The 15464-nt window shown below is 61.1% G+C and carries 13 protein-coding genes and 2 pseudogenes; 11 read left to right on the top strand and 4 right to left on the bottom strand.

Going from position 1 to position 15464, the window contains the following annotated elements; genetic code table 11:
- Positions 1 to 190 (top strand): hypothetical protein (locus CAF79_RS29330; RefSeq protein WP_218191880.1); only part of this gene is annotated, 190 nt, incomplete at its 5' end.
- On the opposite strand, the gene CAF79_RS17170 is transcribed toward CAF79_RS29330, so the two are convergent.
- Positions 180 to 1136: a threonine dehydratase gene (locus CAF79_RS17170; protein WP_085698902.1), complete on the bottom strand. Its 957-nt coding sequence runs from the start codon at positions 1134 to 1136 to the stop codon at positions 180 to 182. The genes CAF79_RS29330 and CAF79_RS17170 overlap by 11 nt on opposite strands.
- A 106-nt stretch (positions 1137 to 1242) precedes the next feature.
- Here CAF79_RS17170 and CAF79_RS17165 point away from each other — a divergent pair, with 106 nt between their 5' ends.
- From CAF79_RS17165 to CAF79_RS17125, 9 genes and pseudogenes are all read left to right on the top strand, one after another.
- Complete coding sequence (locus CAF79_RS17165; RefSeq protein ID WP_139832608.1) at positions 1243 to 2085, top strand: AraC family transcriptional regulator; 843 nt, start codon at positions 1243 to 1245, stop codon at positions 2083 to 2085.
- A gap of 170 nt (positions 2086 to 2255) precedes the next feature.
- On the top strand, positions 2256 to 3095 hold the full coding sequence (yghU, locus tag CAF79_RS17160) for a glutathione-dependent disulfide-bond oxidoreductase (protein WP_085698898.1): 840 nt from the start codon (positions 2256 to 2258) through the stop codon (positions 3093 to 3095).
- Positions 3096 to 3325: 230 nt separating this feature from the next.
- Entirely contained in the window at positions 3326 to 4825 is a 1500-nt protein-coding gene (gene glcD / locus CAF79_RS17155) for a glycolate oxidase subunit GlcD (protein ID WP_085698896.1), read from the top strand.
- Entirely contained in the window at positions 4825 to 5889 is a 1065-nt protein-coding gene (gene glcE, locus CAF79_RS17150; RefSeq protein WP_085698894.1) for a glycolate oxidase subunit GlcE, read from the top strand. Before glcD ends, glcE begins: the two co-directional genes overlap by 1 nt.
- Before the next feature lie 3 nt (positions 5890 to 5892).
- The gene (glcF, locus tag CAF79_RS17145) at positions 5893 to 7125 is read left to right on the top strand and encodes a glycolate oxidase subunit GlcF (RefSeq protein ID WP_085698892.1); all 1233 of its coding nucleotides are present in this window, start codon (positions 5893 to 5895) and stop codon (positions 7123 to 7125) included.
- 75 nt (positions 7126 to 7200) lie between these two features.
- Positions 7201 to 7404, top strand: a pseudogene (locus tag CAF79_RS17140) (helix-turn-helix transcriptional regulator); the annotation flags it as partial.
- A 60-nt stretch (positions 7405 to 7464) separates the two neighbouring features.
- Positions 7465 to 7719: pseudogene (locus CAF79_RS17135) on the top strand (multidrug transporter); the annotation flags it as partial.
- 327 nt (positions 7720 to 8046) lie between these two features.
- Positions 8047 to 8652 carry an SCO family protein gene (locus CAF79_RS17130; protein WP_039770777.1) on the top strand — a complete coding sequence of 202 codons (606 nt, stop codon included), beginning with the start codon at positions 8047 to 8049 and terminating at the stop codon, positions 8650 to 8652.
- Positions 8652 to 9128 (top strand): copper chaperone PCu(A)C, encoded by a 477-nt coding sequence (locus CAF79_RS17125; protein WP_085698890.1) that lies wholly within the window; start codon positions 8652 to 8654, stop codon positions 9126 to 9128. The genes CAF79_RS17130 and CAF79_RS17125 overlap by 1 nt, the downstream gene beginning before the upstream one ends.
- An 81-nt stretch (positions 9129 to 9209) precedes the next feature.
- On the opposite strand, the gene CAF79_RS17120 is transcribed toward CAF79_RS17125, so the two are convergent.
- Together CAF79_RS17120 and CAF79_RS17115 are read right to left on the bottom strand one after the other, a co-directional pair.
- A complete protein-coding gene (locus CAF79_RS17120) occupies positions 9210 to 9626 on the bottom strand; it encodes an organic hydroperoxide resistance protein (protein WP_007956881.1) in 417 nt (138 codons plus the stop codon).
- 157 nt (positions 9627 to 9783) lie between these two features.
- Positions 9784 to 10830, bottom strand: a complete 1047-nt coding sequence (locus tag CAF79_RS17115; RefSeq protein ID WP_371917930.1) for a sterol desaturase family protein — start codon at positions 10828 to 10830, stop codon at positions 9784 to 9786.
- A gap of 272 nt (positions 10831 to 11102) precedes the next feature.
- Between CAF79_RS17115 and CAF79_RS17110 the strand changes: the two genes are divergently transcribed.
- Positions 11103 to 13313, top strand: a complete 2211-nt coding sequence (locus CAF79_RS17110; RefSeq protein WP_085698888.1) for an LTA synthase family protein — start codon at positions 11103 to 11105, stop codon at positions 13311 to 13313.
- A 49-nt stretch (positions 13314 to 13362) separates the two neighbouring features.
- On the opposite strand, the gene CAF79_RS17105 is transcribed toward CAF79_RS17110, so the two are convergent.
- A complete protein-coding gene (locus CAF79_RS17105; RefSeq protein WP_085698886.1) occupies positions 13363 to 15399 on the bottom strand; it encodes a TonB-dependent receptor in 2037 nt (678 codons plus the stop codon).
- Positions 15400 to 15464: the final 65 nt, after the last annotated feature.

Genomic DNA, 15464 nt, shown 5'->3' with positions numbered 1-15464 from the left:
CCTACTTAACTCATTGAATCTCAAGGAGTTTTCCGTTTCGACTGCGCCGGAAGTGGGGCGAATTATAGAGACTCAGAATCTGCCGTCAACACTTAATTTGAGTTTTCTATCAACCTTAGGAAAACGCCGCTTCTATATAGACGCGAACGCGATGAGTGCATCCACCGGCAAGTCAGCACTCAACCAATAACCCTCGCATACACCGATCGGTCAATATTCCCCCCGGACAGAATCACCCCGACCTTTTTCCCCTGCATCCTTCCACGCTCCTGCATCAACGCTGCCAGCGCTGAGGCACCCGCGCCCTCTGCAAGGTTGTGAGTGTCGGTGTAATACACGCGCATGGCCTCGGCGATCTCGCCTTCGCTGACCGAAACGATCCTCGCCGCTCCTTCCTTATAGATGTCGAACGCCTGGGCAATCGGCTTGCGCACAGCCAGGCCATCCGCGAACGTATTCGCCGAAGCGGTTTCGCAGATCATGTTCGCGTCGAACGACAGCTTGGCGGCCGCGGCCTCTGTCGATACAACCCCCACCACTTCAGTATTCAGTCCCAGCGCGTCACGGGCAGCGATCACACCACAGATCCCCGATCCGCAACCAATGGGCACGTAAATCGTATCCAGATCCGATGCAGCACCAAACAGCTCCAGCGCATAAGTCGCCACGCCCTTGACCAGTTCAACGTGAAAAGGCGGCACCAGAAAAAGGTCATGTTCCTGCGCCAAACGCGCCGCCTCTTCACGCGCCTCGTCGAAATCGCGCCCGTACTCGACCACTTCACCACCGAAGCCGCGCATGGCGTTGTTCTTTTCCAGCGAATTGCCCTGCGGCACCACGATCAATGCTTTCAGGCCCACCGCCTGCGCTGCCAGCGCCAGGCTCTGACCGTGATTGCCACGCGTCGCAGAGACAATGCCTTTGACAGTGGGATGTTCGCGACGCAGCCAGTGCATGAACGTGATACCGCCACGCACCTTAAAGGCACCGGTCGGCGTGTGGTTTTCATGCTTGACCCAAACTGTGCAGCCCAGCCGTTCTGCCAGCAGCGGCCAACGGTATTGGGCGGTAGCCGGCATCACTTGATAAACCTGGCGGGCAGCGTTCTCGATGTCGTCGCGAGTGAGTGCGTGCATATAAGTGGCTCCTTGGACTTTGGCCCAGTCTAGGCACAGACGCTTCACATCGGCTTTCAAAAAACAGACCTGACTTTTATGCACGCCCTTCACTACTATGGCGTTCATGAGCCATCGAAACCGTCGTCCCGCCATAACCGTCGCCGAGCCGATACGTCGTGTCGAAGCCGGCCCATGGGTGATCGAGTTGCTGCCGGGCGCAGCCTACTCGGCACGATACGTGGCGCCCCAGTCGGCAATCGGCTTTGCCTTCGACAGCCAGCGCGGCGTGCACGCCATTGGTAGTGACCGGATACGCCCCTTCGATGCAATGCCCAATGGCCTGGCGTTTGTTCCGGCTGGCTGTGACGTGTTCTCCGAGTCGCCCATGGGCGGCGAATATCTGCGGGTGATACGCACCGACGGCACAGCATTGGCCGGCGACGAGGCGTTCAACAATCGCATCGACCCGCAAGCGATCTACCTCGCGTCGCGAATGCGCAGCGCACTGCTGAAAACCTCTCTGGAAGATGACTGGGAAAGCTGGGCGCTCAACCTGGCAGAACGGGTTGAAGGTCATGCGACCGCAACGCAGCAAGGTTCAATCACCGGCAGCCGCATGCGCCTGCTGGATGAATTCATCGACGCCGGCCTCGGCAACCCTCTCGGCGTTCCGGCTATGGCGCAACTGCTGGAGTTGTCCGAGGGCTATTTCATGCGCGCTTTCAAACAGGCGACCGGCAAAAGTCCCCACAGTTACCTGATCGACAGACGACTGGCCAAAGCCCGAGCATCGATGCGCGATACAACCGACAGTCTTTCGCAGATCGCCCTCGCCTGTGGCTTTAACTCACAGGCGCATATGACCACAGCCTTCAGGCAGCGTCTGGGCGTGAGTCCGGCGCAACTGCGGACAGATTCGCGCAAAAGCCCTGCCCGCTCTTCTATTAAAGAAGAAGCGGCCACCTGAGACGTCTTGAATGACAAAAGCCCGGCAATGCGTCTGCAGCCGATCAACGTTTTTCAGCGAACCACCAGTGGCATTCAAACGCCCTTGCATGGTGTTCTGTTCGACAAGAGTCTGGCACGCTCGCTGTCCGGCTCAAGTCATTGCGGCATACAACCGATGAGGTCCGTTTCATGAGCAAGGCGCCCTACGCTCCACCCAAGGTCTGGAAACACATCGCTCCGTCCGGCGGCCAGTTCGCCAGCATCAATCGCCCGATTGCCGGGCCGACGCATGAAAAGACGCTGCCGATCGGCCAACATCCGTTGCAGTTGTATTCACTGGCCACGCCCAACGGCGTGAAAGTGACCATTCTGCTTGAGGAGTTGCTGGCGCTCGGACATTCCGGCGCCGAGTACGACGCCTGGCTGATCCGCATCAACGAGGGCGACCAGTTCTCCAGCGGCTTTGTCGATATCAACCCCAATTCGAAAATCCCGGCGCTGCTGGATCGCAGCGTAGAACCGGCCATTCGCGTATTCGAATCCGGTTCGATCCTGCTCTATCTGGCAGAAAAATTTGGCGCCTTCCTGCCCACCGACCTGGCGGCACGCACCGAAACCCTGAACTGGCTGTTCTGGCAGATGGGATCAGCACCTTACCTGGGCGGCGGTTTCGGTCATTTCTATGCGTATGCGCCGGAAAAGCTCGAATACCCGATCAACCGATTCACCATGGAAACCAAGCGGCAGCTGGATGTTCTCGACCGCCGCCTGAGCGAAAGCGCCTTCCTCGCCGGCAACGACTACACCATCGCCGACATCGCGGTCTGGCCGTGGTACGGGCAATTGGTGCGCAACAACGTGTACTCCGCCGCCGAGTTTCTTTCCGCTCACGAATACACCCACGTGCAACGCTGGGCGCAAGAGATTGCTGACCGGCCTGCGGTAATTCGCGGCCAGCGCGTCAACCGGACGTGGGGCGATGAAGCCGGCCAGATTCCGGAGCGGCATCAAGCAAGCGATCTGGACTGAAGTTCGCTGACACCACCCAACGCCCGCACTGCTCGGGCGTTGGGTGGTGTCCCACCCTTCTCAGGCCGTCTGCCGACGCATCGTCGCAATCGCAGTCCTGAAGTAGCGGCATACAGAAGCGCGAGACAACGGACCTCCGGCCGCTACGCTTTACTTCTCGGTATCAGCAGCCCAATGATGGAAAACGGCACCGACCTCGAATAACGACAACGGAGGGTCGTCCAGCGATCATGAACATTCTCTATGACGAACAGGTCGACGGCGTTTTGCCCGATGTCGACAAAGCCGCGCTGTTGCAAGCCCTGCACCACCAATGGCCGGATCTTGAAGTCCTGCATCAGCTTGAAGAACTGAAGCCGTATGAATGCGATGGCCTCTCGGCCTATCGCACTACGCCCCTGCTGGTGGTGCTGCCACGGCACATCGATGAAGTTCAGGGCGTGTTGCGAATCTGCCACGAACGGCGGGTACCGGTGGTGGCACGGGGCGCCGGGACCGGCTTGTCCGGCGGTGCCCTGCCACTGGAAAAAGGCGTGCTGCTGGTGATGGCGCGCTTCAACAATATTCTGCGGATCGACCCCGAAGCACGCACCGCACGGGTTCAACCCGGCGTGCGCAACCTGGCGATTTCCCAGGCCGCTGCGCCGTTCGGGCTGTATTACGCGCCTGATCCTTCCTCGCAAATCGCCTGCTCCATCGGTGGCAATGTGGCGGAAAACGCCGGCGGCGTGCATTGCCTCAAGTACGGCCTGACCGTTCACAACCTGCTCAAGATCGAGATTCTTACCGTGGATGGCGAGCGCCTGACGCTGGGGTCCGATGCGCTGGATTCTCCCGGCTTCGACCTGTTGGCGCTGTTCACCGGCTCCGAAGGACTGCTCGGGGTGATCACCGAAGTCACGGTCAAACTCTTGCCCAAGCCGCAAACCGCCAAAGTGCTGCTGGCGGCGTTCGACTCCGTGGAAAAAGCCGGCCGTGCAGTAGCCGACATCATCGCGGCCGGCATCATTCCCGGCGGCCTGGAGATGATGGACAACCTGGCGATCCGCGCCGCCGAAGACTTCATACACGCCGGTTATCCAGTAGACGCCGAGGCGATTCTGCTCTGTGAACTCGATGGTGTTGAAGCGGATGTCCACGATGATTGCGCGCGGGTTCGCCAAGTGCTCGAACAGGCCGGCGCCACCGAACTGCGCCAGGCCCGGGACGAAGCCGAGCGCGTACGGTTCTGGGCCGGACGCAAGAATGCCTTCCCCGCCGTAGGTCGGTTGTCGCCGGACTATTACTGCATGGACGGCACCATCCCGCGCCGCGAGTTGCCCGGCGTACTGCACGCGATAGCGCAGCTTTCAGCCGAATATGGCTTGCGGGTCGCCAACGTATTCCACGCCGGCGACGGCAACATGCATCCATTGATTCTGTTCGATGCCAATCAGCCCGGCGAACTGGAACGAGCCGAAGCGCTGGGTGGCAAGATCCTCGAATTGTGCGTGAAGGTCGGCGGCAGCATCACCGGCGAACATGGCGTGGGCCGGGAAAAAATCAATCAGATGTGCGCGCAGTTCAACCGCGATGAGTTGACCCTTTTCCATGCCGCGAAAGCAGCCTTCGACCCCGGTGGACTGCTCAATCCCGGCAAAAATATTCCGACCCTGCATCGCTGCGCCGAATTCGGTGCCCTGCACGTACACCACGGGCAATTGCCCTTCCCCGAACTGGAGCGGTTCTGATGGGTGACACCAAAGATTTCGATGACAGCGCCGCACTGCTCGAACAGGTCAACCGGGCACTGGTAAACGCTACGCCGCTGCGCATTCAGGGAGCCAACAGCAAAGCGTTTCTCGGACGCATCGTCGGAGGGGAAATTCTCGATACCCGCGCCCATCGCGGCATCGTCAGATACGACCCGACCGAATTGGTGATCACCGCGCGCTGCGGCACTCCGCTGGCAAAGTTGCTGGCCGTGCTGGACGCCTCGCAACAAATGCTGGCGTGCGAGCCCCCCGCCTTCGCCGACGACGCAACGGTCGGCGGCATGATCGCCACTGGGCTGTCCGGGCCGCGTCGGCCCTGGTCGGGATCGGTGCGCGATTTCGTGCTGGGCACGCGGATCATCACCGGTCATGGCAAACACCTGCGTTTCGGTGGCGAAGTCATGAAGAACGTCGCCGGCTACGATCTGTCGCGCCTGATGGCTGGCAGTTACGGGTCGCTGGGTGTCATCACTGAAGTGTCGCTCAAAGTGCTGCCCAAACCGCGCGCGTGCCTTAGCCTGCGTCTGGAAATGACCAGCGAACATGCTCTGCTGCGCCTGGCCGAATGGGGCCAGCAGCCGTTGCCGATCAGCGCCGCGTGTCACGATGGCCGGCAATTGCACTTGCGCCTGGAGGGTGGTGAAGGTTCAGTGGCGGCCGCCCGTGATCGCCTTGGCGGCGAGCTGATCGACAATTCGTTCTGGGCCGACCTCAACGAACAACGCCTGGACTTCTTCGATGAAGACCAACCGCTCTGGCGCCTGTCCGTACCACTCAACACACCGCCGCTGGACCTGCCCGGCAAGCAGTGGCTCGACTGGGGCGGAGCGCAACGCTGGCTCAAATCGACGGCCGAAGCGTCGGTCATTCGCAAAGCGGTCGGCGACGTCGGCGGCCATGCGACCTGTTATAGCCACGGTTTGATCGACGAACCGTTCCATCCCCTGGCGCCCGCCTTGCTTCACTATCACCGTCAACTCAAACGACAACTCGACCCCCGGGGCATTTTCAACCCCGGCCTTCTGTACGCGGAGCTTTGAGCCATGCAGACCACCCTCAGCCCGCAAGCCCGACAACTGCCCCGCGCCGAAGAGGCCGAAAGCATCCTGCGCACGTGCGTTCATTGCGGATTCTGCAACGCGACCTGCCCGACTTATCAATTGCTCGGCGATGAACTGGACGGCCCGCGCGGGCGCATCTACTTGATCAAGCAGGTGCTCGAAGGCAACGAAGTCACGGCGAAAACCCAGCAACACCTGGACCGCTGCCTGTCGTGCCGCAACTGTGAAACCACCTGCCCTTCCGGCGTGGATTATCACAACCTGCTCGACATAGGGCGGGCGGTAGTCGACGCCGCCGTCCCGCGACCGCCCGGACAGCGCCTTCTGCGAGAAGGACTTCGAAGTGTCGTACCCAATCCACGGTTGTTCAAAGGATTGGTCAATGGCGGGCAGATGTTCCGGTCGCTACTGCCCGATACCTTGCAAGACAAACTGCCACGCAATGCGTTGACGCCTGCATCACGTCCAGTCATCCGCCATGCACGGCAAGTGTTGATGCTGGAGGGTTGCGTGCAACCGGGTTTGTCACCCAATACCAATGCAGCAGCGGCACGGGTGCTGGATCGTCTGGGCGTCAGCGTGATTCCCGTCCGTGAGGCTGGCTGTTGCGGCGCCGTGGATTATCACCTCGACGCCCAGATCACCGGCCTTGACCGCGCCCGCCACAACATTGATGCGTGGTGGCCGGCCATCGAACGGGGGGCCGAGGCGATCGTGCAGACCGCCAGCGGTTGCGGTGCGTTCATCAAGGATTACGGGCATTTGCTCGGCGCCGATCCGGTATACGCCGAGAAGGCAAGACGTGTCAGCACGCTGGCTCGGGATCTCGTTGAGGTGCTGCGCGAAGAACCGCTCGAATCCCTGGGCATCCACGCTGATCAGCGTCTGGCTTTCCACTGCCCTTGCACCCTGCAGCACGCACAGAAACTCGGCGGCGCGGTGGAGTCGGTGCTGAACCGGCTGGGCTTCAACCTCACGACCGTACCGGACGCACATCTGTGCTGTGGCTCGGCAGGCACCTACTCGCTGACCCAGCCAACACTGGCCCGGCAACTGCGCGACCAAAAACTCAACGCCCTGGAGAGCGGCCATCCTGACGTCATCGCAACCGCCAATATCGGTTGTCAGGCTCACCTCGACGGTGCAGGGCGTACGCCAGTCAGGCACTGGATCGAGCTGGTGGATGCCGCATTACCTTCGCTGAACGCGGCATAGACACGGTGACGACGCAAACGACAGGCGGAAAAAATCGCCTTTGCGGGGCTTTTTTTCGGCAAGACTCAGTGTGCGGAGGGTATGGCACTGGGCGACATCACGTTGTCGGTACGAGAAAAAGAAGTCTGCCTGGGCTTGCTGACCGGCGGCACCGTACCGCAGATGGCCGAGAAGCTGAGGGTCAAAAACAGCTCGATCGATACCTACCTCAAGCATGCGGCCGCCAAGCTCGGTGTCAGCGGACGACACGGTCTGGCCAGATGGATGGCCGGCGCCTGATCCGCGCTTCCTTTTATCGGACGCCCGGCCTCCGCTCTTATTCGTGAACAAGGCTGTTTGATGTCCAGGCTCCCGATCTCCCTCCTGTCCGTGGCACTGCTGCTGGGCGGTTGCTCGTTGACTCCCGACTACCAGCGACCGGCATCGCCGAGCGCTGCGCAGTATCCACAAGGTCCGGCGTATGCCGCGCAATCCCCGCGCACACCCCGGGTCGAAGACTGGCGCGCGCTGTTCAATGACCCGGCGTTGCAGCAATTGATCGAAAGCGCGCTGATCAACAATCGTGATCTGCGGGTAGCCGCGCTGAACGTCGATCAGGAGTTGCTGACGCTGGCCCGGGAAACGCTGGCCGCCGACGAGCGAAGCCTGCACCTGACCATCCGCAACCGCGAGGCCGGCAAGGGTTGGCGCAACTGGTCGCGCAAGTGAACCTGTACACCGCGCTGGGCGGTGGCTGGAGCCCGCCCGAGCCGCCTTCGCCATCACCTTGAGTCATTTTTTCTTACACCTTTTGTCGCCCGCTCCGACATTGACGGGTGATCAAAAACCGACCTGCCGGATCATTTTGGTATCATGCGCCGCTTTTACGGTTAACCCGCCCGCCTGTCCTGCCGACTGGCGGGCTCCAAAGGGCGGTATGAAATGACGGCTTTGTTGACTCGCCGCAAGGTGCTTGCGGGAATGGGCGTACTCGGTCTCGGCCTGCTCGCCGGCTGCGACACCCGCGGCGAACTGTCGTACAAGTACGGCAAGGATCTGAGCGACAAGATCCTCGGACGCACCTTCAAGCTCAAGGACACCGAAGGCAACACCGTGACGCTGTCGAGCTTTCGCGGCCTGATGCCGATGATCTTCTTCGGTTTCACCCAGTGCCCGGCGATCTGTCCGACGACGCTGGCCCGCGCCGCGAAAATCAAGAAATTGATGGGCAAGGACGGCGACATCCTGCAAGTGGTGTTCATCACCCTCGACCCGGAACGCGACACCCCGGAAATCCTCGACGCTTACGTCAAGACCTTCGATCCAAGCTTCGTCGCGCTGTATGGCACCCTCGAAGAAACCAAGGCCACCGCCAAGGAATTCGACGTGTTCTACGAAAAAGTCCCGGCCGGCGACACCTATACCCTTTCCCACACCGCCACCAGTTATGTCTACGACACCCGGGGCACGTTGCGTGTGGGCCTGTCTCAATCGCTTTCGGCACAAGAGTGCACGGAAGATTTGCTTACCGTCATGGAGGTCTGCTGATGAATCCTTTTCTGAACAACATCAAACGTGCCGTATTGGGCCTGTCGCTGCTGGGCCTGGCTTTCCAGGTCTCGGCGCAGACCAGGGTCGACGACGCGTGGGTGCGGGCAACCGTGCCGAACCAGTCGGCCAGCGGTGCGTTCATGACCGTCACCGCCGACAGCGACAGCAAGCTGCTCAGTGTTGCATCGCCCGTGGCCAAGAACGTGCAGATTCATGAAATGACCATGAAGAACGACGTGATGAGCATGGGCCCGGTCAACTCGGTCGACCTGCCGGCCGGCAAAGCCGTCAATTTCGATCCGAATGGCTACCACGTGATGCTGATGGGCCTGACTGCTCAGTTGAAAGAAGGCGACAGCGTGCCGCTGACCCTGACCGTCGAAAACGCCAAAGGTGAAAAGGAAACCGTTGAAGTGAAAGCGCCGGTCAAGGCGCTGACCATGGAAGGCCACGATCACAGCAAGATGCATTGATCGCTGATTGACAGATACGGCTTAAAAAAACAAAAGGGGCGGCATGATCGATGATCATGCCGCCCCTTTTGCGTCTGGAGGTCAGACCAGTTTCAATTCGACCTCGATGTTGTTGCGCGTGGCCTTGGAATACGGGCACACCTGATGCGCCGCATCCACCAACTGCTGCGCCGCACCGCGCTCCATGCCCGGCAGGCTTACATTGAGTCGCGCCTGCAGGAGATACCCTCCCGAATTAGTGCCCAGGTCCACTTCGGCATCCACCGCCAGGTCTGCCGGCAGGCTTATTTTCTGCTGCCCCGCCACCGCTTTCATCGCGCCGATGAAACACGCCGACCAGCCTGCGGCGAACAATTGTTCCGGATTGGTCCCGCCGCCACTGGAACCGGGCGACGACAGTTTTACATCAAGGATCCCGTCGGAACTGCGCGATGCGCCGTCACGTCCGCCGGTGGTGTGGGTTTTCGCGGTATAGAGGACTTTTTCAATCTGACTCATGGCGATCTCCTGAATGAAAAACAGCAGATTGTTCACTCGGCGCCTCCCGTCGCAGCTTGAGGTGCGCCACCCGTCTCACACAGCCCTCTCACTATAGACGCGGGTTTAACGCCCATCCGGCAAGCGGACGTGCGGGTTGTTCAACAATGACGAGTATTCAAGGCGTACGCTGGTTGAACCGGGTTTTGAGACCGTCGGCGTTCGACGACAAGCGTTTGGCGGTGTCCACGAACGGCGTGACGATCAGGCTGTACAGCGTCAGGTAGCGGGCGTGGTCCTGCTCGCCCGTTCCGAAGCGCAAGTCTTCGGGCTTTGAAGTGGTGACGTACAGCGTGCCGAACAGCCAGTCCCACAGTGAAAGATTGATCGCGAAGTTCTTGTTGAAATGTCGTGGCGCGTCGCTGTGGTGGATCTGGTGCTGGGCCGGGCTGTTTAGTACATGTTCGACCACTGGCCCGAACGACAGCCAGACATGGCTGTGCCGTAGATTGGAGGCCAGGCTGTTGATGATCAGCGCCAGCCAGGTCACGCCGAACAGCGTATAGCGGCTGACTTCACCACCGCAGGCGTACCAGACCACACCCGCAAACGCGCCAAGGCCGGCGGTGATGACGATCCGTTCAACGATCGATTCGACGATGTGAATCCGACTGGCGGTGGCCGGCACCAGCACCGGCGCCGAATGGTGAACCTTGTGAAACTCCCATAGATAGCGGGAGTGGAAAGCGCGGTGAATCCAGTAATGCAGAAAATCCCTGAACAGGAAAACGCCCAGACCGTAGAACAACGCGATCAGCGGGTGATCCGGAACCTGCTCGCGAGCGCCCCAGAGTTGGGTGAAAAACCGCGCATAGTCGCCCGAACGAAGGATGTGCGGGTCGACGAGACTAACAACCGGCAATACCAGGGCCACCTTCAGAATCGCCTTGATGAAGTAATAACGGTAATCCAGCCAGGCCGAACGATGCCCGTGGACACGACCGCCGCCGACAAATTGCCAGAAGGAGCGGGCCTGTGTCAGGTGTCGGGATTTTCGGTAGCGATAAAGGCCGTACGCCACGCCGTAGGACGTGAGCAGAAACGCCACACCAAGACGGCCGTTCAAATCGAACAGGCCAAGGAACCGTTCGGTGACCGGATCGATCACCCAGCGGCTGAGCTGCGCATGAAGTTGCGTGAGTAAATCCACGACGACCGACTCCATCAGGGGGCGCGCATTGTAAATCGGACTGGTTCGCAAATGCAGCAGCAATGGATCAAAAGCCGGTTAAACAGCCTGAAACAATAAAACCGCTGCCTCGCTCAGGCCGAAAAATCGCCAGGACTGACGCCGATCAAGGCCCAGCCTCGTCCGGGTGGCTCACCGTGGCTTTCAAGATCAGATCACCCTGCCGTTTAAAAAGGCGATCAGACAGCCCACCCTTGGTATGATCGCCCACACTTTTGTGACGATTTGATGGCTGGAAGGTCTTTTTTGTGAGCGCTCTTTGTCAACGGTTGCGGCGCCTGGATGCCCGTCTTCTTTCTCTGGTTTTCCTGGTACTGATCGTGCCGGTGTGCCTGCGGGCGGCACTCGGCTGGTCGAGCCTGTTCGGTTATCTGTCAGATCTGGCCATCGGCAGTCTGTTGATGGTTTTGTTACACCGCCGTCCCTGGTGGCTGGCGCTGCCGGTGCTGCTGTTTTGGGGATTGCTGGCGGTAGCGACCGCGGAACTGGTCAGCGCGGTCGGTCGCCTGCCGACCGTGGCAGACCTGCATTACCTGATCGACCCGCAGTTCGTGGAAAACTCCACCGGCGGTGGCTTCGCCCATCCCGGTGTGGCGGTTGCGCTGCTGGTGGCTCTCGCCCTGTGGCTGCTCAGTCATTGGAATCGACGTGCAACACCGGTTCGCGCTCTGCCCCGCGCAATCTGGGCGATGCCGGTGCTGCTGTTCTCAGCGTACTGGGGCGCGCAACACCTGGCCCCGAGCGATGACGACCCGTGGCGCCTGTACAACTTGCCGCACCAGTTGCTGGCCGCGCAGGTCGCCGATCTTCAGATGCAGACCGAAGAATGGCTGGACGGCGACACTCAGGTCGCTCCTCCGCCCATGGCCGGGCTCACCGATGTTGATCTGAATGGTCACCCGTTGCTGGCGGCCAAGGGCCAGGCGCGCAATGTGCTGATCGTTGCCCTCGAAGGCATTCCCGGCGCTTACATCGGCGCCAATCGCCGGGCCATCGGCAGTCATTATCAGGAAGACCTGATGCCCAACCTCAGCCGCTGGGCCGAGCGCGGCATGAACACTCCGGATTACGTGCTGCACACCCACCAGACCATTCGCGGTCTGTACGCCATGCTCTGCGGCGACTACGACAAACTCGACAACGGCACGCCCAAAGGCGTGGAAATGCTGACCCAGCACGAACGCAATCAAGCCTGCCTGCCGGCACAGCTGCGCCAGCACGGTTTCGCCACGCATTACCTGCAAGGCGCAGGGCTGCGGTTCATGGCCAAAGACAAGATCATGCCGCACATCGGTTTCGACGCGACCCATGGTCTGGAGTGGTTCACCAACGCCAACTATCTCGAGTTCCCGTGGGGCAAGGACGACAAGGCGTTTTTCGAAGGCGCGCTGAAATACGTCGGCGAACTGAAAAAACAGAAACAGCCGTGGATGCTGACCTTGCTGACCGTCGGCACGCACCAGCCCTACTCCGCGCCCGAGCAGTACCTGCAACGCTACGACACGCCCAAGCAGGCCGCCGTCGGTTATCTGGACGATGCGCTGGAGCAGTTTCTCAGTGGCCTGGAACGCCAGGGCGTGCTGAAAGACACGCTGGTGGTTATCACTTCTGACGAATCCCACGGCATCGACGGCGTCCGCCTCGCGTCGTCCTGGGGCTTCAACCTGACCCTCGCGCCGGAGCAGGCGCAATTGCCCCGCCTGAACGCCGGGGTCTACGGTCACGTCGATCTGAGCGCGTCGATCCTGGATTACTTCGACTTTCCGGTGCCTTCCGCCCTCAGCGGCCGCTCGCTGTTTCGCGATTACGATTCGGGCCGCGAAATCATGTCGTTCACCAACGGCAAGCTGCGCTATCACGACGGTCGCGGCCTCCTGACCGAATGCGACATGCCACGCCGTTGCCGCAATTACGCCAGCGAAGGATTCATCGCCGAAAGCGCCACGTTCAAAGGCAACGCCAGCGGCCAGAACGCCCGGGACATCGCCGCCCGCGCCTCGGCCCTGGACCTGTCGCTGTTGCGCACCCCGCTGAACCAGCGCTATCAGTTCGGCAGCACCAACGTTATCCCGCTGCAAGCGCAGATCAAGGACGACTGGGCCGACAACCTGATCGGCGCGCAATACCTGGAAATGCCCAAGGGCTCCCACACCCGCGTACGCCTGACCGTGCGCTCGGTCGATCCACAGCAGGCGGCGTACATTCAGCTCAAGGCCAAGGAGTTCGAACAGGACGTGCAACTGGGACTGCCGACCGAGATGGTCGCCACGGCAGATCAGCCGCTGGAGATGGATTTCAGCTTCGACAACCCGCAACCGCGCAAGGCGTTCTCGTTCCACTTGTTGGGGTATGGGCTGGGCGCCGTGGAGGTCAGTGATTTCAGCGTGATCACAGAACTGCCGGGGCAACAGGATCTGCTGGACGAGATCCCGGAAGAAGACACCGCTCAATCGAGTTGAGATCAACGCCAGCGTCGCAACGACGCTGGCGCCTGTCCGGTGTGAACGATCAGAACGTGGTGCGCAGCCCGACCTGAATGCTGCGCCCTTCTGCCGGCGCAATATCGCGCAGGATCGAGCTGGCGTAACGCACGGTCTGGTTGGTCAGGTTCTCGGCATTGACGAAGGCCAGCCATTTGCTCTGACCAACATCAAAGTGATAACCCACATTTGCCCCCAGCGTGGTGTAGCCGTCGGTGCTGCTTTCGTTGTCCGGCACCCGGTGCTGGGAACTGGCGTGTTCCACATCGATCCGCGCCTGCCAGCGATCCAGCTCCCACAACAAACCGGTGTTCAGCCTAAGCGGTGCGATGCGCGGCAGGTCCTGACCATTGTCGAGGTTCTTGGCCCGGGTGTAGTCGCCCGACAGCTCCAGTGCAAACTTGCCGTAGGCGTTTTCGCCGAGGGTCCAGCGATCCTGCGCTTCGATGCCGCTGAAGCGGGCCCGAACGCCGGAGTAGGTGTACTCGGGAATGCCGTCGGCGTCCCCCTCGCCTTCGTCGTTGAGTGTGCGGCCCGTCCCGAGCAGGCCGATGTAGTTGGAGAAATGGCTATAGAAGACGCCGACGCTGCCCTTGTGCGTACCGTTGTCGAAACGCAGGGCCAGGTCGCTGGAGACGGCTTTCTCTTTCGACAGCCCCGCGTCCCCGACTTCATAGGTGCCGGTGGCGACGTGAGCGCCGTTGGCGTAAAGCTCATAGAACGTCGGCGCGCGTTCGGTGTAGCCGAGCGTGGCAGCCACCGACCAGACCGGCGTCAGCGTGTACACCGCACCGGATGACAGGCTGCCGGCGGTGAAACTGCTGGAGCGATCGGCATTGGCGAAGCGCTCTTTGCCTTTGGCGTCGGGGTCGACCGTGGTGTGTTCAAGGCGTCCACCGAGGGTGAACAGCAGGCGATCCGTGGCTTGCAGCTCTTCGAGAATGAATAGCGCACCGACATCGGTATCGGTGTGCGGCACGAACGCTTCTTCGCCCAACGCCGAGAACTCGTTGCGACTGACTTGCGCGCCAATCACCCCGTTGAACGGCCCCAGCGGCTGATGCCGGGCTTCGACCCGCGCCTCGTAGCCCTTGTTCTTGAACGTGGTGCCGACCTCGCCGCCCTCGATTTCACGGTGCTGGTAATCGGTGTAGCCAGCGTCGAGTTTCACCGAGCTGAACGGGCCGTCGAGGTTGCGGATTTCCGAGGCGAAGGCGTAGTGCTCCTGCTCCATGCGGATGCGCACATCGTCTTCGGCCGGCGAGCCGTAGTTCGAATCGTAATTGCTGTACGACAGCCCCGCGTAACCGTCATCCCAGGTGTACGACCCGCCCACCGCACCGCCGTCCTGACGACCGTCGCTGTTGGCCAGCCGATGCTTCTTCGAATCGCCATCGTCGTTCGCCCGTTCACGACGGGTCTTGGCGTAGCCGGGAATCTTCAGGTCATTGAACTCGCGGGCGCTGGCGTCCAGGTGCAAGGCGAACTGACCGTTACCGGCTTCGAGCTTGCCAGCGCTGCTGCGGGTGGTGTCGGCGCCGCCGTAGCGCAACTCGCCGGCACCGTGAATGCCTTCGATGGCTTCGGTCGGGATGCGGTTGTCGAAGGTGTTGACCACCCCGCCGATGGCACTGCCGCCGTACAGCAAGGCCGCGGGGCCACGGACGATTTCGATGCGCTCGACGTTGACGGGGTCCAGCGGCACCGCGTGATCGTAGGACAGCGACGAGGCGTCCAGCGCGCCGACGCCGTTACGCAGGATGCGAATGCGATCGCCGTCCTGCCCGCGAATGATCGGGCGACTGGCACCGGGGCCGAAGTAGGACGAGGACACGCCCGGCTGCTTGTTCAGGGTTTCGCCGAGGCTGCCTTTTTGCTGCAGCGTCAGGCTGTCGCCGCTCAACACGGTCGAGGGCGAGGCCAGGTTCTGACTGCCCAGCGGATTGCCGGTGATGACTTGCGGTTGCAGCTCCAGCGGGTCGGCGGCGAATGTCGGGGAAGCGATCAGCAGCGCAGAGGCCATGAGCGTCAGGCGGGGTTGGAAGGAGTGGAAACGGGAAGGCATTTCAGGAATCCGTCAGGCAGAAAAGTGAGGATCAATGCCGGCGAGACAGAGTGCGTGTGACCGGC

The organism is Pseudomonas sp. B26(2017), assembly GCF_002113045.1.
GTDB lineage: Bacteria > Pseudomonadota > Gammaproteobacteria > Pseudomonadales > Pseudomonadaceae > Aquipseudomonas.
This window is presented reverse-complemented; position numbering and strand designations above follow the sequence as displayed.